At 70.4% G+C, this 20,810-nt stretch carries 12 protein-coding genes and 1 tRNA gene; 7 read left to right on the forward strand and 6 right to left on the reverse strand.

All coding sequences use genetic code 11. The features are described from left to right. Nucleotides 1-3 precede the first annotated feature (3 nt). From addB to trxA, 3 genes are read left to right on the forward strand one after another with little or no spacing between them, the layout of a single operon-like run. Nucleotides 4-2,949 (forward strand): double-strand break repair protein AddB, encoded by a 2,946-nt coding sequence (addB, locus tag GGR88_RS04525; protein WP_167953409.1) that lies wholly within the window; start codon nt 4-6, stop codon nt 2,947-2,949. Continuing rightward, entirely contained in the window at nt 2,939-6,382 is a 3,444-nt protein-coding gene (gene addA, locus GGR88_RS04530) for a double-strand break repair helicase AddA (RefSeq protein WP_167953411.1), read from the forward strand. The genes addB and addA overlap by 11 nt, the downstream gene beginning before the upstream one ends. A gap of 30 nt (nt 6,383-6,412) precedes the next feature. Beyond that, a complete protein-coding gene (gene trxA, locus GGR88_RS04535) occupies nt 6,413-6,736 on the forward strand; it encodes a thioredoxin (RefSeq protein ID WP_167953413.1) in 324 nt (107 codons plus the stop codon). Nucleotides 6,737-6,745: 9 nt separating this feature from the next. Here trxA and argJ read toward each other — a convergent pair whose 3' ends face one another. Both argJ and GGR88_RS04545 read right to left on the reverse strand, forming a co-directional pair. Beyond that, nucleotides 6,746-7,969 (reverse strand): bifunctional glutamate N-acetyltransferase/amino-acid acetyltransferase ArgJ, encoded by a 1,224-nt coding sequence (argJ, locus tag GGR88_RS04540; protein WP_167953414.1) that lies wholly within the window; start codon nt 7,967-7,969, stop codon nt 6,746-6,748. Continuing rightward, nucleotides 7,966-9,447, reverse strand: coding sequence for a glycosyltransferase family 39 protein (locus tag GGR88_RS04545; protein ID WP_167953415.1), 1,482 nt, complete (start codon nt 9,445-9,447; stop codon nt 7,966-7,968). Before GGR88_RS04545 ends, argJ begins: the two co-directional genes overlap by 4 nt. Nucleotides 9,448-9,721: 274 nt before the next feature. On the opposite strand from GGR88_RS04545, the gene GGR88_RS04550 reads away from it, so the two are divergent. From GGR88_RS04550 to GGR88_RS04560, 3 genes are all read left to right on the forward strand, one after another. Continuing rightward, nucleotides 9,722-9,994: a hypothetical protein gene (locus tag GGR88_RS04550; protein ID WP_167953416.1), complete on the forward strand. Its 273-nt coding sequence runs from the start codon at nt 9,722-9,724 to the stop codon at nt 9,992-9,994. A 94-nt stretch (nt 9,995-10,088) separates the two neighbouring features. Further along, on the forward strand, nt 10,089-12,827 hold the full coding sequence (gene secA / locus GGR88_RS04555) for a preprotein translocase subunit SecA (protein ID WP_167953417.1): 2,739 nt from the start codon (nt 10,089-10,091) through the stop codon (nt 12,825-12,827). Further along, nucleotides 12,824-13,291 (forward strand): hypothetical protein, encoded by a 468-nt coding sequence (locus GGR88_RS04560; protein WP_167953418.1) that lies wholly within the window; start codon nt 12,824-12,826, stop codon nt 13,289-13,291. The genes secA and GGR88_RS04560 overlap by 4 nt, the downstream gene beginning before the upstream one ends. Nucleotides 13,292-13,301: 10 nt before the next feature. On the opposite strand, the gene GGR88_RS04565 is transcribed toward GGR88_RS04560, so the two are convergent. The 3 genes from GGR88_RS04565 to moaA form a co-directional block, all read right to left on the reverse strand. Continuing rightward, nucleotides 13,302-13,376 (reverse strand) — tRNA-Asn (locus GGR88_RS04565). Between the two features lie 53 nt (nt 13,377-13,429). Beyond that, complete coding sequence (locus GGR88_RS04570) at nt 13,430-14,200, reverse strand: NAD kinase (protein WP_167953419.1); 771 nt, start codon at nt 14,198-14,200, stop codon at nt 13,430-13,432. Further along, nucleotides 14,197-15,198, reverse strand: coding sequence for a GTP 3',8-cyclase MoaA (gene moaA / locus GGR88_RS04575; protein ID WP_167953420.1), 1,002 nt, complete (start codon nt 15,196-15,198; stop codon nt 14,197-14,199). The genes GGR88_RS04570 and moaA overlap by 4 nt, the downstream gene beginning before the upstream one ends. A 153-nt stretch (nt 15,199-15,351) precedes the next feature. On the opposite strand from moaA, the gene GGR88_RS04580 reads away from it, so the two are divergent. After that, the gene (locus tag GGR88_RS04580; RefSeq protein WP_245196443.1) at nt 15,352-17,328 is read left to right on the forward strand and encodes a putative bifunctional diguanylate cyclase/phosphodiesterase; all 1,977 of its coding nucleotides are present in this window, start codon (nt 15,352-15,354) and stop codon (nt 17,326-17,328) included. A 16-nt stretch (nt 17,329-17,344) separates the two neighbouring features. Here the strand turns inward: GGR88_RS04580 and mfd are convergent, their stop codons facing one another. Continuing rightward, nucleotides 17,345-20,809: a transcription-repair coupling factor gene (gene mfd / locus GGR88_RS04585; protein WP_167953422.1), complete on the reverse strand. Its 3,465-nt coding sequence runs from the start codon at nt 20,807-20,809 to the stop codon at nt 17,345-17,347. Nucleotide 20,810: the final 1 nt, after the last annotated feature.

Below are 20,810 nucleotides of genomic sequence, written 5' to 3' on the forward strand. Positions count from 1 at the left end.
GCGGTGCCGGTGCCCAGCCTTTTCACGATCGATCCGCACCGGGCCTTTGCCGACGCGCTGGCCGCCGGGCTGATCGCAACGCACCGGGACCCGATGGTGCTGGCGCGGGGCACCATCCTGCTGCCGAGCAACCGGGCGGTGCGGGCCGTGTCCGACGCATTCGTGCGGCGGGCCGAGGGCGGCCTGCTGATGCCGCGGCTCGTGCCGCTGGGCGATCCGGCGATCGACGACCGGATCGGCGGAACGCTTGAACCGCTGACCGGCGAGCCTTCGCTTCCCCCGGCGATCGCTCCCCTGGAGCGGCGCCTGCGGCTTGCGCGCCTGATCGTGGCGCACCGGCCCGGCACCGACGTGTCGGAGGCGATGCGGCTGGCGGCCGACCTTGCCCGCACGCTCGACCAGCTGCACGTCGACGACGTGTCGCCGCAGGCGCTGCGCGCGCTGCCGATCCCCGATGGCCTGTCGAGCCACTGGCAGCGGGCGCTGGACCAGCTGACGCTGATCCTGGACCGCTGGCCCGCGGAACTGGCGTCGATCGGCCGCATGGACCTGACCGAGCGGCGCAACCAGCTGTTCGATCGGCTTGCCCGGCGGTGGCGGCAGCAGGGCGCCGGCGGCTTCGTGGTTGCCGCCGGGATCAACCTGACATCGCCGCCGGTCGCCCGGCTGTTGCGCTGCGTTGCCGAAATGGACGGCGGCAGCGTGGTTTTCGCCGGCCTGGACCTCGAGATGCCGGAGGAGGAATGGGCGGCGCTTGGCCCCCATGATCCGGATCCGGTCAGCGATTTCCGCCCGCGATCGATCGAGAGCCACCCGCAATATCACCTGAAGCTGCTGCTCGACCGGATGAGCGTGGGGCGGGCGGAGGTGCAGCGCTGGCGCTGGGGCGGCGGCCGCGATGCGCGGGCGGCGCGGTCGCGCGCGATTGCGTCCGCGCTGGCGCCGGCGAGCCACACCGCGCGCTGGATCGACCTGCCCGCCGACCAGCGGTCGCTGGCGGGCGTGACGGCGATCGTTGCGGCCACGCCGGCGGAGGAGGCGCAGGCGATCGCCATCGCCCTTCGCGAGGCGCTGGAGACGCCCGGCCGCACCGCGCAGCTGGTGACGCCGGACCGGGGTCTGGCGGAGCGCGTGTCGTCGCACCTCAGGCGCTGGGGCATCCAGGCGGACGACAGCGCCGGCCGGCCATTGTCGGCGACCCCGGCGGGAACGCTGCTGCTCGCGATCGTCGAGGCAGCGGCCGAGCGCTTCGCCCCGGTGGCGTTGCTGGCGCTGTTGAAGCATTCGCTGGTGGCCGCTGGGGAGGGACGGGGCGAGTGGCTTGCCGGGATCCGGCGCATCGACCTTGGCCTTCGCGGGCCGCGTCCGGCGCCGGGGCTCGCCGGGATCACCGCGGCGCTGGAGCGGGCGGAGCCCGGCGCGCGCGACGGCGGTGCGCGGATGCAGGCCGCCAGCGCGTGGCACGCCGTGCGGCCGCTGCTCGATCCGCTGGAGCGGGTTGCCGCCGACGAGCCGTCCGCCCTGATCGTCGCGCTGCGCGAGACGGCCGATCGCCTGGCCGGCGATGCGGCATGGTCGAGGCCGGCAGGTCAGGCGGCGGCCGACCTGATCGCCGACCTGGAGGCCGGGTCGGCATTCGGTCCGCCGCTGGGCGACCCGGCGACGCTTGCCCGCGTCCTGCGATCGCTGATGGACGAGGTCGCGGTCCGCCCGCCGCAGGGCGGTCATCCGCGGATCGCCATCCTGGGGCTGATCGAGGCGCGGCTCCAGCAGGCCGACCTCGTCATCCTGGGCGGGCTGAACGAGGGGACGTGGCCGGCGCTTGCGCCCGCCGACCCGTGGCTGGCGCCGCGCGTCCGGGCAGAGCTGGGGCTGGCCGGGCTGGAGCGGCGCATCGGCCTGTCGGCGCACAGCTTTGCCGAGGCGCTGGGCGCACCCCAGGTGATCGTCACGCGGGCACGGCGCGATGCCAGCGGCCCCGCCGTCGCATCGCGCTTCTGGCTGCGGCTGGAGGCGATGTCGAGCGGCCTGAAGGCGGCGGAGGACCATCTGCGCCTGGCACGCGTCATCGACGATCCGGGCATGGCGTCGCCCGCCGGGCGCCCGGCGCCGTGCCCGCTGGCCGAGGAGCGCCCGCGCCGCATCTCCGTGACGCAGGTGGACCGCCTGAAGGCCGATCCGTTCGCCTTCTACGCGCAGCAGATGCTCAGGCTGCGCGCGCTCGACCCCCTGGATGCGGAGCCAAGCGCGGCGTGGCGCGGAACGGCGGTCCATGCGGTGCTGGAGGCATGGGCCAAGCAGGACGGCTTCGATCCCGCGGCACTCCGCCCGCGGGCATTGGCGATGCTGTCCGGCGAAGAGGCCCACCCGCTGATGCGCGCGCTCTGGCAGCCGCGGCTGATGGAGGCGATCGAGTGGATCGCCGCGCAGCTCCAGAAGGACCGGGAGCGCGGGCGCGTGCCGATCGTGTCCGAGGCGACGGGGCGCGTCGAGCTCGGCGGGATCATGCTCGACGGACGGGCCGACCGGATCGACCGCGATGCCGGCGGCGGCATCGTCGTGGTCGATTACAAGACCGGCAAGGCGCCGGGCCCGAAGGCGGTCGGGGCCGGCTTCGCCCTTCAGCTGGGATTGCTCGGCCTGATCGCCGAACAGGGCGGCTTCCCCGGCGTTTCCGGCACCGCCACCGGATTCGAATATTGGTCGCTGGCGAAGGGTCGCGACGGTTTCGGCGAGGTGACATCGCCGGCGCATGACGAGGGCAAGGGCGGGCGCATCATCACCGATCGCTTCACCGCGGTCGCGGCCGCGAACTTCAAGGACGCGGCCGACCGCTGGCTGACGGGCAACGAGCCCTTCACGGCGAAGCTCCATCCCGAACACGCCCCTTATGGCGACTATGACCAGCTGATGCGGCTGGAGGAATGGTACGGGCGCGATGCGCGCTGACGAGGTGAAGCCGCTTCAGCCGCTGCGCGACGAGCAGCTGCAGGCTTCCGATCCGGCCGGGGACGTCTGGCTGAGCGCGTCGGCGGGCACGGGCAAGACCCATGTGCTGACCGCGCGCGTGTTGCGCCTGTTGCTGCGCCCCGGCCTCGACCCGTCCACCATTCTTTGCCTGACGTTCACCAAGGCCGGGGCGGCCGAGATGGCCGAGCGCGTGCAGTCGCGCCTCGCCCGATGGGTGCGGCTGGACGAGGCGGCGCTGAAGAAGGAACTGTTCTCGCTGGGCGAGACGCACGACGACCCGGCCGTGATCGCGCGCGCGCGCACCCTGTTCGCCCGCGTGCTGGAGGTGCCGGGCGGCCTGCGGATCGGGACCATCCACGCCTTCGCCGGCTCGCTGCTGGCAAGCTTTCCGGTCGAGGCGGGGCTCACCCCCGGGTTCCGGCCGATGGAGGCGCGCGAGGAAGCGCTGCTTGCCCGGCAGACGCTGGCGGAGCTGGTGCTGGCGGCCGAGAAGGATGGCGACGACACGCTGATCGAGGCGCTGTCCGCCCTCGGCCTGAGGCTCGGGGAAGGCGGCGCGGAAGCCTGGCTCCGCCGCTGCGCCCAGGCCCTCGACGTACTCGACGCGTTGCCGGCCGACATCCGCGGCTTCGTCGGCGAGGCCATGGAGCTGCCGCCCGGCGACGTGGCGGATGCGATCGCCGCCGCCTGTGGCCGGCATCCGCTGGACGGCGCCCTGCTGGATCGCCTCCGCCACGCGAACCACGCATGGGGCACGGCGACCGGATTGAAGCATGCCGATGCGATCGACCGGTGGCGCGGCACGGCGCATGCCGACCGCGGCGGGCTGCTGGGCGCGATCCGCGCGGTTGTCCGCACGACGGAGGGCGCGCTCCGCAAGGCGTCTGCCAAGCTGCTCGCCCACGAGCCGGACTATGAGATGCTGGCAGAAGAGCTGGGCGACGCCTGCGCCCGGCTGGAAGCGATGCGCGAGCAGGCCGCGCTGGCGGACCTCCTGTCGGCCGGGCTGGAGGCCGGCCGCCGCTATGCGCGGGCCTATGCCGCCGCCAAGCGATCGGCCGGGCTGGTCGACTTCAACGATCTGATCCAGCGGGTCGGACGCCTGCTGGAGGATCCGTCGATCGGCGCCTGGATCCGCTACATGCTCGACCAGGCGACCGACCATATCCTGGTCGACGAGGGGCAGGACACGAACGCCCGGCAATGGGCGATCGTGAAGGCGCTCGCCGCCGAATATTTCACGGGCGCCGGCGCACGGGGCGGGCGGGTCCGCACCCTGTTCACCGTCGGCGACCACAAGCAGGCGATCTTCGGTTTTCAGGGAACCGACCCGTTGTTCTTCCGGGCGGCGGAGGAGCGGTTCGCGGCGCTGGCCGCAGGGCTTGACCCGGCCGACGCGGGCAAGGGGCCGATGGCGCGCCTGTCGCTCAACCGATCATTCCGATCCGTACCCCCCGTGCTGGATGTCGTGGACGCGCTGATCGACGAAGTGGGGCCGGAGGCGCTGGGCCTATTCGACGCGCCGCCACGGCATGAAAGCGCGATCGGCGGCGCCGGTGCGGTGGAGCTGTGGCCGGCCGTCGGGTCGCAGGACGACGACGACACGGATGCCGGCGGCGACGAGGAAGGCTGGATCGGCGACGCGACCCGGCGGCTGGCGACGCGCATTGCCGATCAGATCGCCGCGTGGCTTCGCGACGGGCTGTGGCTGTCAGCCAAGAACCGCCCGATCGAGGCGCAGGACATCATGATCCTGGTGCGGCGGCGCGGCGACCTCGCCTCGCTGCTGGTCGCGCGGCTCCATGCCGCAAAGGTGCCGGTCGCGGGCGTCGACCGGTTGCGGCTGTCGGCGCCGCTCGCCGTGCAGGATCTGCTTGCCGCCGCACGCTTTGCCGCGCAGCCCGAAGACAGCCTGACGCTCGCGTCGCTTCTGGTGTCGCCGCTGGTCGGCTGGGACCAGGACCGATTGGCGCAGGCGGCGCGGCGGCCGGCGGGCGTGTCGCTGTGGCGGCACCTCAGGGACAATGACGTGCCCGACGAGCTGACCGCGATCCTGGCGATGGCCGACCTCGTCACGCCATACGCCTTTTTCGAGCGGATCCTGTCGGGACCGATGCAGGGGCGGCGGCGCCTGCTCGCCCGGCTTGGGCCCGAAGCGGCCGACCCGATCGATGAGCTGCTGAACGCTGCCCTGCAATTCGAGCGGACCGGCACGCCCGGCCTGCAGCGGTTCCTGGACTGGTTCGATCGCGACGATGTGGAGATCGTCCGCGATCCGTCCGCGCCGCTGGATGCCGTCAGGGTGATGACGGTGCATGGCGCGAAGGGCCTGCAGGCGCCCGTCGTCATCCTGGCCGACGCGACCGTCGATCCCGAGCGGAGCCCGCGTCGTGAGCTGTTGTGGCAGGCAGGCGACCTCCTGGATCCGCTGCCGGTGTTCCGCCCGCGCCGGGCCGAGCTGGCCGGCAGCCTGCTGCGCGACGCGCAGGATGCCGACCGCCGCGACCGGCAGGAGCATTGGCGGCTCCTCTACGTCGCGGCGACCCGAGCCGAGGAGCGGCTGGTGATCGCAGGTGCGCTTGGCCCCGCCGCGCGCGGAACGCCGCCGGCCAACAGCTGGTATGCCGCGGTGGCGCGTGCGCTTGGCCGGGTGGAGACCGTTTCCATCGAGGACGACCGCTGGGGAACGATCGTCGCGCACCGGATCGAGCCTGCCGCACGGCGCGGCGCGAAGGCGACCGAAGCGCGGCCGGCGCCGGTGGTCGCACGCCCCGCCTGGCTGGATCGCGCCGCGCCGGAGGAGGCGCGGCCGGCGCGTCCCCTGTCGCCCTCCGCACCTTCCGAGGACGATGCCCCCAATCCGCCGCCAAGCGCCCCCATGCAGGCGGCTGCGGCGCGGGGTCGGCTGCTCCATGCGCTGTTCGAGCGGTTGCCGGAGGTGCCGGCGGCCGATCGCCGCGCTCGGGCGGACGCGTGGCTTTCCGGATCGGGCGGGGTCGGCGACCCCGCCGAACGGGCGCGCCTGATCGACGACGTCTTGGCGGTGGTCGAGGACCCGGCCTTTGCAGACCTGTTCGGGCCGGATGCGCTGGCGGAGGCGCCGCTTGCCGCGGTGGTCGACGGCATCGTCGTCGCGGGCACGGTCGACCGGCTGCGTGTCGCCGCCGACCGGGTGACGGTGGTGGACTTCAAGACCGGGCGACGCGTCCCCGCCGGATTGGATCAGGTGCCCGACGCGCACCTGCGGCAGATGGGCGCCTATGCGGCCGCGCTGCGGGTGATCTTCCCGGACCGGGCGGTGACGGCGGCGCTGCTCTACACGGGCGGGCCGGCAATGATCACGGTCGATGATGCGGTGCTCGCGCGCTTCCATCCGGCACGGTTGAGCCAGGGCGCCGGGCTCCCTACCTAGTCTATATCAATCACGAGATGGGAAACGGCGATGCCGACCAAGAAGATCACCGACGCCTCCTTCAAGTCGGACGTGCTGGAGGCGGAGACGCCGGTGCTCGTCGATTTCTGGGCAGAATGGTGTGGGCCGTGCAAGATGATCGGCCCGTCGCTCGAGGAGTTGTCGGACGAGCTGGGTGAAAAGGTGACCATCACCAAGCTGAACATTGACGACAATCCGGACGCCGCCGCGCACTTCGGTGTTCGCGGCATTCCCACCATGATGCTGTTCAAGGGCGGCACCAAGGTCGCCGAGAAGGTCGGCGCCGCCCCCAAGGGCCAGCTGAAGGCCTGGCTCGAGGGCGAGCTTGCCTGAGCCTGCCGATCAGCTCCGGTAGTCGGCGTTGATCGAGATATAGCCATGGGTTAGGTCGCACGTCCAAACGGTCGCGCGGCCTGACCCCATCCCGAGGTCGACGCCGATCTCGATCTCCTGTCCCTTCAGATGTGCGGCGACCGGCGCCTCGTCGTAACCCGCGACTGCACTGCCCTCGCGTGCGACCTGGGTCGCGCCGAAGCGGATGGCGAGCAGGTCGCGCTCCGCCGGCTCCCCGGCCTTGCCGACCGCCATGACCACGCGGCCCCAGTTGGCGTCTTCGCCGGCGATCGCGGTCTTCACCAGCGGCGAGTTCGCGATCGACAGGGCGACGCGGTGGGCGCTGCCGTCGCTCACGGCGCCGGTCACCTGCACCTCGATGAGCTTGGACGCACCCTCGCCGTCGCGCACGACGAGGAGCGCGAGTTCGCGGCACAGGTCGGCCAGCGCTGCCGCGAAAGGCTCCGCGCCGTTGTCGTCGAGCGATTCAATGGTTGGATTGCCGGCTGCGCCGGTCGCGAAGGCGAGCAGCGTGTCGGAGGTGGAGGTGTCGCCATCGACCGTGATGGCGGAAAAGGACCCGGCGTTGGCGCGGCTCAGCATCGCCTGCAGCGCATCCGGCAACACCGCCGCATCGGTGAAGACGAAGGCGAGCATGGTGGCCATATCGGGCGCGATCATGCCCGATCCCTTGGCGATGCCGACCAGGGTCACGTCGTGCCCGCCCATCGACAGGCGCCGGGATGCGCCCTTTTCGAAGGTATCGGTGGTTGCGATCGCCGCGGCCGCCGCCTGCCAATCCGCGCCCGAAGTCGCGAGCGCGGCGTCGATGCCGGCCTCCGCCTTGTCGATTGGCAGGGGCACGCCGATGACGCCGGTGGAGGCGACGAACACGTCCGATGGCAGCGCCTCGATCGCGCCGGCAACGCGCGCGGCGATCGCTTCCACGGCCTCGCGGCCGCGCTGCCCGGTAAACGCGTTCGAGTTGCCCGCATTTACCACCAGGGCGCGGGCGGTGCCCAGCACAAGCGCCTTGCGGCACCATTCGACCTCCGGCGAGGGGCAGGCCGAGCGCGTGGTCACGCCGGCGACGCTGGTGCCGGGGCGGAAGAGAGCCAGCGTCAGATCATCCCGGTCCCACGCCTTGTAGCCGGCGCGCGCCGTGCGGACGTCCACGCCGGCGACAGCGGGAAGATCGGGGAAGCGGGCGGGGGCGAGGGGGGAGCGGTTCATGGGCGACCCTTGGCGGCAGTGGGGTTGAGGAACAAGACGGCGTTGCCGATCGGGCTCTCCAGCTCGACCCAGCCATGTCGGCGTGCATAGCGGACGAGCGCGGCATCCGGATCCGCCGGAAAGCGGCGACGCGCCCCTTCGTAGCCCGTCACGATCGCCGCCGGCGGAACGCGGCGGAACGCATCCTCCAGACCGGCCGGCGTGGCGACGTTGAAGCGGTCGGCCTGTCCCCGGGACAGGAGGGCGCCCGTGCGGAACACGAAGACGCCGGTGGCGAAACGCGGATCGAGCGGCATTCCACTGTCGAGGACGAGGCGGGGGCTGAGCGTCGCCACCGGCCCCATGACACCGGCCGCGCGCATCCGCTCCCCCAGCCAGTGCGCTTCGCGCTCCACGCTCAGCATCGGCGATCCGGCCTGCAGTGCCAGGACGCCGAGCACGGGCGTCCGGACGAGCCCGGCGACTACGCCGATGGCGAGAAGGGCAAGCGGCCACCGCCGGCGATCCCGCCAGATATCGGCGAGCAGCGGCGACAGGCGAACGAAGAGCGGGGCAAGCACGGGAAGGAAGTAGCCGCGCTGGACGGGAGTCGGCATCATCGCGGCGGCCAGTGCCCCAACGATCAGGGCATCGAGCAGGAACAGATCCGGGCGCGCCTCCCCCTCGCGCAGTCGCCAGCGGTCGATGCGGAGCAGGATGGCGACGAGCGCCGGGCCCTCGACCAGGATGGCGCCGGCAACGAGCAGTTCGTGCGCCTGGAGGAGCCGTTCCCCACGGCCGTTGGCCAGGTTCCAGGCGAACGGCGCCCTCGCCGCGAACTCGAACACGCCCCAGCGGAACGCGTCCCAGCTGCCGGCCGCAACGATCACGGCGGGCATGAGGCCGATGAGGCCGCCTGCCGCAGCCGCCAGCGGCACCCGCCAGGCGATCCGCCCGCGCCACGCAAGGATCAGCAACGCGCTTCCCCCCGCGCCGGCGATGACCAGGTGGAGCAGCTTGCCGGATGAGGCGAGCCCCCACAGCACGCCGGTGAAGGCGCCGAGACGCGCATCGTTCCCACGGACCGCCAGGATCGCCGCCACCATCGCCATCGCGCCAATGATGGCGGGAAGCGCATCGTTGCGAAGCGTCGTCACGGCATATTGGAAGGGCTCGCACAGCGCGAGCAGCAGCGCGCCCGCCAGGGCAGCGCCCGGCGGCGCGCCGATGATCCGCGCGCCGCGCCAGGTGAGAAGGGCGATGCCGAGGCCCGCAAGCACCGTCATCGCGTGCAACAGCACGAATGCGTGAGGCTCGAGCAACGGAATGACGGGCGTCCACAGCCAGAGCTGCAGCGGCGGTTGCAGATGCAGAAAGTCGCGGAAGACCCGTCCTTCCGCCCCAAGCATCGCACCGCCGAGATACTGGTCGATGTCGTGGTCCACGGGATTGGACAGCGCACGCACCGTCAGCCAGACGAGCGCAACCGCCAGAGCCATCAAGGGGGCGCGGTGACGCATGTGCGCGGGCATAGCCGGGCGCTTACCCGCTGAAAGCTTGCTCTGACCAGAGCATTGCCGAACCGGGAACCTTGCGACAGATTGCGCGGAGGGGAGGACAAGATCTTGATCGCTAGCGCTCTGCTCATCGTCGCTCTGCAGCTGGCGAGCGACCCGCCTGTTCTCAGAAGCGCGTCGGCACGCTAACCTGCCATTCACGCCGAACACGGCAGAGGTGGACGCTTGTGGACGGCATGCCTATGTGCGGGCGGCCATGTCCGTGGGGATGACGTTGCGCCTGTTCTTGTTCCTGTCCGCGCTTGTTGCGAGCTTTGCCGGTATCGCCGGCGATCTGCGCGCGCGCGTGCCGGTCGCGGTGGGCGTGGCGGCGGTCAGCGGTGCGATCGCCATCGATGCCGTCCGACCGGTGCGCCAGTCCCACCTGGACCTGATGGACACGCCGCAGCGGCGGCTTGACGTCGCGCCGGACGGCCTGGCGAGCTACCCGTCGGTGATCGCGCGGGTCGCGGCGCCGCGGCGCGAATAGCGGCCCCACGCTCTATATCCTGCGCCGGCGCGTCCGGCGGAGCCGACATCATCGTGCGCCAGCGACGGCGCCGCCATTATCGATAGGATTTGCCATGTTCGGTGGCCTCGCCAAGTCTCTTTTCGGGTCGTCCAACGACCGCTACGTCAACTCGCTGCGCTCCACCGTCGCCAAGATCGAACGGTTCGAGCCGACCTTGCAGGCGATGGACGATGACACCCTGTCGCGCCAGACGGCGCTGTTCCGCGAACGGCTTGCCGCGGGCGAGACGCTCGACGCGCTGCTGCCGGAGGCGTTCGCCACCGTCCGCGAGGCGGCAAAGCGCGTGCTAGGCCAGCGTCATTACGACGTGCAGATGATCGGCGGCATCGTGCTGCATCGTGGCGAGATCGCCGAGATGCGGACGGGCGAGGGCAAGACGCTGGTCGCCACGCTCGCCACCTATCTGAACGCGCTGCCGGGCGACGGCGTTCACGTCGTGACGGTCAACGACTATCTGGCGCGGCGCGACGCCGAGTGGATGGGCCGCGTTTATCGCTTCCTGGGCCTGACCACCGGCGTGATCGTGCCCAACATGCCCGACCACGAGCGTCGGGCCGCCTATGCCTGCGACATCACCTACGCCACCAACAACGAGTTGGGCTTCGACTATCTGCGCGACAACATGAAGTATGAGCGGTCGCAGATGGTGCAGCGCCCGTTTGCCTACGCCATCGTCGACGAGGTCGATTCGATCCTGATCGACGAGGCCCGCACCCCGCTCATCATTTCCGGCCCAACCGACGACCGGTCGGAGCTCTACACGCAGGTCGACCGGCTGGTGAAGCAGGTGACCGCCGAGGATTACGAGCTCGATGAGAAGATGCGCACCATCACCCTGACCGAGGACGGGACGGAGAAGGTGGAGCGGATGCTCGAGGAGGCCGGGCTGCTCCAGGGCAGCAACCTCTATGACTTCGAGAACACGCTGATCGTCCATCACGTCAACCAGGCGCTGCGCGCCAACGTGATGCAGAAGCGCGATACCGACTATATCGTCAAGGACGGCAAGATCGTCATCATCGACGAGTTCACCGGCCGCATGATGGACGGGCGCCGCTGGTCTGACGGACTGCACCAGGCGGTGGAGGCCAAGGAAGGCGTGAAGATCGAGCCGGAGAACCAGACGCTCGCTTCCATCACGTTCCAGAATTATTTCCGCATGTATCCGAAGCTTGGCGGCATGACCGGCACCGCGGCGACGGAAGCGCAGGAATTCTACGACATCTACAAGATCAACGTCGTCACGATCCCGACCAACCTGGACGTGAAGCGGATCGACGAGGAAGATCAGTTCTACAAGAACATCAACGACAAGTTCCGCGCCATCGCCAAGTCGATCCGCGAACATGCGCTGAAGGGTCAGCCGGTGCTGGTCGGCACCGTCTCCATCGAAAAGTCGGAGCTGCTGTCCGACTTCCTCCGGCAGGAGGGCGTGGAGCACAAGGTGCTGAACGCCCGCTTCCACGAGATGGAAGCGCACATCGTGGCGCAGGCGGGCCGGCTGGGCGCCGTCACCATCGCGACAAACATGGCGGGCCGCGGCACCGACATCCAGCTTGGCGGCAATCTGGAATTCCGGGTCGAGGACGAGCTGAAGGACATGCCGGAAGGCGAGGCGCGGGACGCCGCCATCGAAGGCATCCGGCAGGAGATCGCGGCGGAGAAGCAGGCGGTGCTCGATGCGGGCGGATTGTTCGTGCTGGGGACCGAGCGGCATGAGAGCCGCCGCATCGATAACCAGCTGCGCGGCCGGTCCGGGCGCCAGGGCGACCCAGGCCTCAGCCGCTTCTACCTGTCGCTGGACGACGATCTGCTGCGCATCTTCGGGCCGGACACGCTGTTCGCCAAGATGATGAACAAGAGCCTGGACGACGGTGAGGCGATCGGCAGCCGCTGGCTGTCGAAGGCGATCGAAACCGCGCAGAAGAAGGTGGAAGCGCGCAACTACGACCAGCGCAAGCAGGTCGTGGAGTACGACAACGTCATGAACGACCAGCGCAAGGTGATCTACGACCAGCGCGCCGAGATCATGGACGCCGAGGCCGTCGACGATGTGATCGAGGACATGCGCCGGGAGACGGTGAACGCCGTGGTCGGCGCGGCCTGCCCGCCCGACACCTATCCGGAGCAGTGGGACGTGCCCGCCCTTCAGGAGCGTGTCCGCGAGTTGTTCGCGGTTGATGCGCCGATCGCGGACTGGATCCGCGAGGACCATGTCGATCCCGAGCTGATCGAGACGCGGATCGCAGCGGAGGCGGACGCGCGCGCCGAGCGCCAGAAGGCGCAGGTCGTCGACCCGTCGATGTGGGGCGGCATCGAGAAGAGCATCCTTCTCCAGACGCTCGACCACCATTGGAAGGAGCATCTCGCCACGCTCGATGCGCTGCGCCAGGTGGTGCACCTGCGCGCCTATGCGCAGAAGACGCCGCTCAACGAGTACAAGCAGGAGGCGTTCGCCCTGTTCGAGCGGATGGTGGAGCAGATCCGCGAGGATGTGACCCGCACCATTGCCAATGCCGAGTTCGGCATGCCGGCCATGCCCGAACTGCCGCCGATGCCGGACTTCCTGACGACGCACATCGATCCGCTGACCGGCGAGGACGACAGCCGCGACATCGACGGCGGCAGCCTGGGCCTGGTGACAACCCGCCTGCCGCCGCTGCAGGCGCCCCGGCCCGAGATGCCGGAGAACCTGGATGAGCGGTCGGAGTGGGGCGAGGTCAGCCGCAACGCGCCGTGCCCGTGCGGGTCGGGCCGCAAGTTCAAGCATTGCCACGGCGTGCTTGCGTGACACGCCTCGCCATCGTGGTGGCGGTTGCAGCGATGATGCCTTGGCCCGGCATGGCATCATCGCAGGCGGCCACCCGCGATGATGATCCCGCGCGGACGATCCTCGCCCTCGACGACAAGGTCAGCGTCGAGCGCGATCTGAACAGTGACGGTAGAGCGGAGAGGGTGATCTACGTCACCGACCGGCGCTATTGCGGCAGCGGCGGCTGTACGCTGGTCGTGCTGGTGCGGAACGGGGCAGGCTGGCGCACCGTGTCGCGTACGACGGTGGTGCGTGCGCCGATCGAACTGCTGCCCACGACCAGGCATGGCTGGCGCGATCTGGCGGTGACGGTCGCCGGCGGCGGGATCACCGCGCCGCGGCGCGTCAGGCTGAGGTTCGATGGTCGCCGCTATCCGCCCAATCCGACGGTGATCACGGAGGAGGCGCCGGATGACGGCGCCACTGTCCTGATCGACCGCTAAAGACTGGGAATGGCTCCCCGGGCCTGATTCGAACAGGCGGCCGTCCGATTAACAGTCGGATGCTCTACCGCTGAGCTACCGGGGATCGCGCGTGGCGTGGAGGGCTATTGCCGCGCTTTTTCGCGAAGCGCAAGCATCTCAGGAAATGAACTGCTCCATGGTGATCCGGTCGTCGAGCGCGTGCTCCGGATCGAACATCAGCTTCAGCGCGGTGGCGCGGTCGATGGCGACCTCCACGCTCGCGACGTCGCGCACCTCGCGCTGATCGGCGACCGCGCTGACCGGGCGCTTGACGGGATCGAGCACGCGAAAGCCGATGCGGGCGCTGTCGGCCAGGATGGCGCCGCGCCAGCGACGCGGGCGGAACGGGCTGATCGGCGTCAGCGCCTGCAAGGACGAGCCGAGCGGCAGGATCGGTCCATGGGCGGACAGGTTGTAGGCCGTCGACCCGGCGGGCGTCGCGACCAGGACGCCGTCGCAGACGAGCTCGTCCAGGACGACGCGACCGGACACGGACACCTCGATCCAAGCCGTCTGCCGCGTTTCGCGCAGCAACGACACCTCGTTGATCGCAGGCAGCGTCACCCGCTCCCCCTCGATCGTCACGGCATCCATGACGAGCGGCGACACCGACAGCGTGCGCGCGCGCGACAGCCTGGCGTCCAGATCATCGGCCGACCAGTTGTTCATCAGGAAGCCGACCGTGCCCCGGTTCATGCCGTAGACCGGCACGATGCGGCGCCGCTCCAGCATCGCATGAAGGGTCTGGAGCATGAAGCCGTCGCCCCCCAGCGCGATGATCATGTCCGCGTCTTCGGGCGCCACGAAGTCGTGCGTGCGGCGAAGCTCCGCCTCTGCTTCGCGCGCGGCCGGCGTTGGCGAGGCGAGCAGCGCCCGGGCCAGCGTCATCCGCCGGTCACGCTCATGTGGCGGCTGACGGCAGGGCGCGCCCGATCGACACCGAAATCATGCGCCAGGGGCTTGGTGGAGAGCGCCTGGTCGAGGATGGCGTCGAGCGCGTCCACGCCGCCGTCGCGAAGCGCTGCCTTCACGTCGACCTGATCGGAATGGCCCAGGCACATGAAGAGCTTGCCTTCGGCCGTCAGCCGGATGCGATTGCACCCGGCACAGAAATTCTCGGTCAGCGGAGAGATCAGCCCGAGCGTCAGGCCAAGTTCCGTCACCTGCCAGTAGCGCGACGGCCCCCCGGTGCGCATCTCGCTGGGCATCAGGGTGTAGCGATCGGCAAGCCGCGCGCGCACCTCGGTGAGCGGCAGGAAGCGGTTTTCGCCATCGTCGTCGATGTGGCCGAGCGGCATGGTTTCAATGAGCGACAGGTCGAAGCCCTGATCGGCGCACCACCGCATCATCGGATCGATGTCGACCTCGTTCAGTCCCTTGAGAGCCACCATGTTGATCTTGACGTGAAGGCCGGCGGCGCGGGCGGCATCGAGGCCGGCGAGCACGTCGGGCAGCTGCTGGCTGCGCGCGATATAGGCGAAGCGGTCGGGATCGAGCGTATCCAGGCTCACGTTGATGCGCCGCACGCCGGCGTCGCGTAGCGCGGCGGCATGCTCCACCAGGCGCGTGCCGTTGGTGGTGAGCGTCAGTTCGTCGAGCCCGCGGCCGAGGTTGCGCCCCATACGCGCGGCGAGATCGGGAAGACCGCGCCGGGCGAGCGGCTCGCCCCCGGTCAGCCGGATGCGACGGATGCCGCGGGCGACGAACCGATCGGCGACGGCGGAAAGCTCCTCAAAGCTCAGCAGTTCGCGACGCGGCAGGAAGCTCATCACCTGCGGCATACAGTAGCGGCAGCGGAACTCGCAGCGGTCCGTCACCGAGATGCGCAGGTAGCTGATGGTGCGCCCGTGCGCATCCTGGAGCGAGCGGGGCCGGGGAGCATCCATCGTCCGGAAACCTAAGGTGCTCCACTCGTCGCGGCAAGGTGGCGTCGGCCATTGGCGCGGGCGGGAGGTGCGGCTACCATCGGGAACCACGGGAGAGCGATCGACATGCAGGTTGGATATCCCGTTGACGCTGCCGGCGGGGGCAGGCGGGGGTTGGAACCGCTGTTCCTGTTATCGTTCCGCCACCGTGACGAACTTGCCCAGGCGGCGTCACGCGCGGGATGGCAACCGATCGCCGCGCGGCGGCAGGAGGATGCGAACCGTCGCTTCGTCTCCAGCGGCGCGGTAATCGCCGTGGTGGACGCGCGCGGCGCGCTGGAGGAGGGGATCGCCAGCCTCACGGCGCTGGCCGGCGCGGCCGAAGCCAACGCTTCCGGATTGCTGATGCTGCTGTCGCGCGGGGACGTGGGTGCGCTCGACCGCGTGTTTGCGGCGGGCGCCACCCATTATCTTGCAAGCCCGTTCGGCGACGACGAGTTCGCGCAGGCGCTGCGCTTCGTCGCTCGCCATGCCGAACGGGTCGGCGGGCAGCGGCGCCCGGACCAGCCGGCGCTGTCGTGGGAGCTGGACACCAGCACGGGATCGCTGGCGCTCAGCGAGCCGCTGGCCGAGCGGCTGAAGGTCGATCCGCCGTCGAGCTTCAGCAGGTTCATGCGATTGCTGGACAAGCGCGACCGGCGCGCGGCGGTGGAGGCCGCGCGGCGCCTGGATGCCGGCGATGTCGCCACCGCTTTTGCCCACACGCTTCCGGGCGGTGGCCGGGCCGCGCATCACCTCAGCCGCGCGGACGAGGGGGAGCGGATCGGCGGCCGGATCGAACAGCTGGAGGACGGGCAGGAGCGCAGGTCCGGGGGCCGGGACGTGCTGACCGGCCTTGCCGACGGCGTGGCGGCGCGGCACTGGATCGCCCGCCGGCTGGGCGAGGGCCGGCCCGTCACCCTGTTGCAGATCGCGCTGGCCCGGTTCGACGGGATCAACGAGGCCTATGGCCGGGCAGCCGGCGACGCCCTGCTGACCGCCGCCGCGCGCCGGGTGGAGCGCCTGAGCGCCGAGGTGGTCGGCCGCGGCGGGCTGGTGGCGCGCATCGCCGGCGCCGAGTTCCTGATCGGCGTCGCCGGGGACGACATGCTGGAGCGGGTCCGCCTGCTTGCCAGCCAGCTGCTGGATGCGCTGGCGCGCCCGTTCGTCGCCGACACGGCGGTGCTGACGCTGGGATCGCACGGCGGGATCACCGAGTCGCTTGCCGGCGAAACGGAGCCCGGCGACCTTCTGCGGCGCGCCTCCGCCGCGCTGTCAGACGCCCGCATCGGCGACGGCGACCCGATCCGCGTGCTGGCGGGCGACAAGGCGCGGGACGAGCAGATGTCGCGCAGGCTGGAAGCGGACCTGCGCGAGGCGCTGGCGGGCGACGGCATCGAGATCCTTTACCAACCGCAGGCGCGCCTGCCGGACGGCGCCATCGTCGGCGTGGAGGCGCTTGCCCGGTGGCGGCACCCGACGCTGGGCCTGCTGGGCGCCGAGACGCTGTTTGCCGCGGGCGAGGGTGCCGGGCTGTCGCTGCCGCTCTCCAACCTCCTGCAGCGGCGCGCGATCGAGGGGGCGGTGGCGTGGCCGCCCGCGCTCCAGCACCTCACCTTGTCGATCAACGTGACCGCCGCCGACGTGGCGCAGCCCGATTTCGACGAGCGCGTGCTCGCGCTGACCGACGAGACGGGGTTTCCCCGCCACCGGCTGACCATCGAAGTGACGGAAGGCGACCTGATCGCCGACCTCGCGCAGGCCGCCGACCTGCTCGCCAAGCTGAGGGCGGCGCGCTGCCGCGTCGCCATCGACGATTTCGGAACCGGCTATTCGAGCCTCGCTTATCTGAAGGCGCTTCCGCTCGATTACCTGAAGATCGACAAGCGGCTGGCGCAGGACATCGCGGGCACGACGCGAGACCGCGTGGTGGTGCGCGGGGTCATCGAAATGGCGCGTTCGCTCGGCCTGCGGGTCGTGGCCGAGGGCGTCGAGACGGCCGAGCAGCTGGCCCTGCTGGCGGCGGAGGGCTGCACGTCGTACCAAGGCTATCTCTGCGCGCCGCCGCTCAGCACCGACGAGCTGGTGACGCTGGTGGCGCCGGTGGACTGAGCCGCCGGCCGGCCGGTCAGCGCACGAGCTTGGCGAGGCCGCGTGACAGTTGCAGGGCGCCGTTCAGGCGCTGCCGCCCGTTTTCCCAGGCGCGGCTGATCACCAGCTTGTTGTCGGGCCTGAGCTTGGCCGTGCCCTCAAGCCGCGCGACATAGCCGAACAGCTTTTCCGGTTCCGGGAAGCGATCCTGGTGGAAGGAGACCACCGCGCCGCGCGCGCCGACGTCGATCTTGGCGATGCAGGCGCGGCGCGCGTTGGTCTTGATCTCGATGAGCGTCAGCAGGTTGCGGGTTTCCTCCGGCAGCTTGCCGAAGCGGTCGATCAGCTCGGCCGCGAACCCCTCCAGCGCGCCTGTCTCCTCCACCTCGTTCAGGCGGCGGTAGAGCGCCATCCTGAGGTCGAGGTCGGGGACGTAATCCTCCGGGATCGAGACCGGAACGTCGACCGTGATCTGGGGCGAGAAGTCGCCCTTGGTCGGCAGGTCGTCCTCGTCCGGTGCGCTCTTGCCCGCCTTGGCCAGCATGATCGCGTCCTCCAGCATCGACTGGTAGAGCTCGAACCCGACCTCCTTGATGTGGCCGGACTGTTCGTCGCCGAGCAGATTGCCGGCGCCGCGAATGTCGAGGTCGTGGCTGGCGAGCTGGAAGCCGGCGCCGAGAGACTCGAGGTCCGACAGGATCTTCAGCCGCTTTTCCGCCGTGTCGGTGAGGCGGCGGTTTGGCGGCGTCGTGAAATAGGCATAGGCGCGCGTCTTCGACCGGCCGACGCGGCCGCGGATCTGGTAGAGCTGCGCCAGACCGAACCGATCGGCCCGGTGGACGATCAGCGTGTTGGCGCTGGGGATGTCGAGCCCGCTTTCGACGATGGTGGTGGCGACCAGCACCTCGTAGCGCTTGTCGTAGAAGGCGCTCATGCGCTCCTCCACCTCGCTCGCCGCCATCTGGCCGTGCCCGACGACGTAGCGCACCTCCGGCACCTCTTCGCGCAGGAACTTCTCAATATCGGGCAGGTCGGCCACGCGCGGCACGACGATGAAGCTCTGGCCGCCGCGATAATGCTCTCGCAGCAACGCCTCGCGCACCACCACCGGATCCCACGGCATGACGTAGGTGCGGACCGACAGCCGGTCGACCGGCGGCGTCTGGATGACGGACAGCTCGCGCAGGCCCGACATCGCCATCTGCAGCGTGCGGGGGATGGGGGTGGCGGTCAGGGTCAGCTGGTGGACGTCGGTCTTCAGCGCCTTCAACCGTTCCTTGTGGGTGACGCCGAAGCGCTGCTCCTCGTCGACGATGACAAGTCCCAAGCGCTTGAACTCGATGCCCTTCGACAGCAGCGCGTGCGTGCCGACGACGATGTCGAGCGTGCCGGAGGCGAGCCCTTCCTTCACGGCCTTCGCCTCGGCTGCGGGCACCAGGCGGGAGAGGCGGCCGATGTTGAGCGGAAAGCCGCCGAAGCGCTCGACGAAGTTCAGGTGGTGCTGGCGCGCGAGCAGGGTGGTGGGGCAGACCACCGCGACCTGCATGCCCGCCATCGCGGCCACGAAGGCGGCACGCAGCGCGACCTCCGTCTTGCCGAAGCCGACGTCGCCGCAGACCAGCCGGTCCATCGGTCGGCCGGCGCCGAGATCGTCGACGACATCGGCAATCGCGCGTTCCTGATCCTCTGTCTCCTGATAGGGGAAGCGGTCGATGAACTCGGGATAGCCCGCATCCGGCTCTGCCACCTCGGCGGGTTTCAGCGCGCGGGCCGCGGCCGTCTTGATGAGCTCGCCGGCGATGGCGCGGATCCGCTCCTTCATCTGCGCCTTGCGACGCTGCCACGCCTCGCCGCCAAGGCGGTCGAGCGCGACGCCTTCGGTCTCGCTGCCGTAGCGCGACAGGACGTCGATGTTCTCGACGGGCACGAACAGCTTGTCGCCGCCGGCGTAGGACAGCCAGACGCAATCGTGCGGCGCCTTGCCAACCGGGATCGACGTCAGCCCCTCGTAGCGGCCGATCCCGTGGTCGGCATGGACGACGAGGTCGCCCACCGACAGCGTCGCCAGTTCGTTCAGGAAGGCGTCGGACGACTTCTTGCGGCGAGCCCGCCGGACCAGCCGGTCGCCCAGCAGGTCCTGCTCGGTCAGCAGCGCGACGTCGGGCGCGGTGAAGCCGTGGTCGAGCGGCAGCACGACGAGCGCCGGAGAGCCGCCGAGCGCGGACTGCCAGTCGTCGGCCTCGCGCGCGCCGTGGAGACCATGGTCGGCGATGAGCCCACCGAGCCGCTCGCGCGACCCGGGCGTGTAGGACGCGATCACGAGCTTTCGGCCGGCGCGCTTCTGTTCGGCCGCCCAGGTGGCGAGCGCATCGTAGATGTTGGTGCCGGCCGTCCGTTCCGGCGCGAAATCGCGGGGGCCGTCGACGCCGAACTCCACAACGCGGTCGCTGTCGGGTGCGTGGAACGGCGTGGCGCTGTGGATCGGCCGGTCCTCGATCTGCTGCGCCCAGGCGGCGGCATCGAGGTAGAGCCTGTCGGTGGGAAGCGGGCGGTAGCTGCCGGGATCGGTCGACTGCGCGCGGACGCGATTGTCATGATAGTCTGCGATCGCCTCGAACCGGGCCTCGGCCGCGCCGGCGGCGCCGGGATCGGCCACGATCAGCATGTCGTCGGGCAGATGATCGAAGACCGTGACCAGCCGCTCCTCGAACAAGGGCAGCCAGTGGTCCATGCCGGCCAGGCGGCGTCCCTCGCTGATCGCCTGGTAGAGCGGATCACCCGTGGCGGTCGCGCCGAACCGCTCGCGGTAGCGGGTGCGGAACCGCTTGATGCTGTCCTCGTCGAGCAGCGCCTCCGATGCCGGCAGCAGGGTGAAGCTGTCGAGCCGGCCAACCGTGCGCTGGTCGGCGGGATCGAACTGGCGCACGCTCTCGATCTCGTCACCGAAGAAGTCGAGCCGGAGCGCAAGCTCGGCACCCGACGGCCACAGGTCGACAAGGCCGCCGCGCACCGCGAACTCGCCCGGATCGGCGACCGTGTCGACGCGGGTGTAGCCGTTTGCGCGCAGCAGCAGCGCCAGCCGGTCGAGGTCGATGCGCTCGCCGGGCGCAAGCTTCGCCACCAGCTGTCGGATGCGGAAGGGGGTGAGCGTCAGCTGCGTCACCGCATTGACGGTGGTGACGACAAGCTCCGGTCCCTTCGCCGGCTGCTGGAGCGCGTGAAGCGTGGCCAGCCGCTCGGACGTCGAGCGCAGCGAGGGCGACGCGCGGTCGTAGGGCAGGCAGTCCCATGCCGGGTAGCCGAGCAGCTTCAGCTCTGGCGCGAAAAAGGGCGCGGTGTCGATCAGCGCGCGCATCGCGATCTCGTCCGATGCGATCACGAGGACGCGGCCCTTGGCGGCGCGCGCGAGATCGGCGGCGAGCACGGGCAGGAAGCCCTGCGGCACGCCCGCCAGGGTGAGCGGCGCCCGTGCCTTCAGGATGGTCTTCAGCGGGTCGGCCATG

Source organism: Sphingomonas jejuensis (genome assembly GCF_011927695.1).
GTDB lineage: Bacteria > Pseudomonadota > Alphaproteobacteria > Sphingomonadales > Sphingomonadaceae > Sphingomonas_K > Sphingomonas_K jejuensis.

What these genes read in the sequence shown, in the direction of transcription:
- moaA (WP_167953420.1), bottom strand. Translation starts at nt 15,198, where the DNA reads ATGGATGCTCCCCGGCCCCGCTCGCTCCAGGATGCGCACGGGCGCACC.
- mfd (WP_167953422.1), bottom strand. Translation starts at nt 20,809, where the DNA reads ATGGCCGACCCGCTGAAGACCATCCTGAAGGCACGGGCGCCGCTCACC.
- argJ (WP_167953414.1), bottom strand. Translation starts at nt 7,969, where the DNA reads ATGAACCGCTCCCCCCTCGCCCCCGCCCGCTTCCCCGATCTTCCCGCT.
- addA (WP_167953411.1), top strand. Translation starts at nt 2,939, where the DNA reads ATGCGCGCTGACGAGGTGAAGCCGCTTCAGCCGCTGCGCGACGAGCAG.
- trxA (WP_167953413.1), top strand. Translation starts at nt 6,413, where the DNA reads ATGCCGACCAAGAAGATCACCGACGCCTCCTTCAAGTCGGACGTGCTG.
- GGR88_RS04570 (WP_167953419.1), bottom strand. Translation starts at nt 14,200, where the DNA reads ATGACGCTGGCCCGGGCGCTGCTCGCCTCGCCAACGCCGGCCGCGCGC.
- secA (WP_167953417.1), top strand. Translation starts at nt 10,089, where the DNA reads ATGTTCGGTGGCCTCGCCAAGTCTCTTTTCGGGTCGTCCAACGACCGC.
- GGR88_RS04550 (WP_167953416.1), top strand. Translation starts at nt 9,722, where the DNA reads ATGTCCGTGGGGATGACGTTGCGCCTGTTCTTGTTCCTGTCCGCGCTT.
- GGR88_RS04545 (WP_167953415.1), bottom strand. Translation starts at nt 9,447, where the DNA reads ATGGCTCTGGCGGTTGCGCTCGTCTGGCTGACGGTGCGTGCGCTGTCC.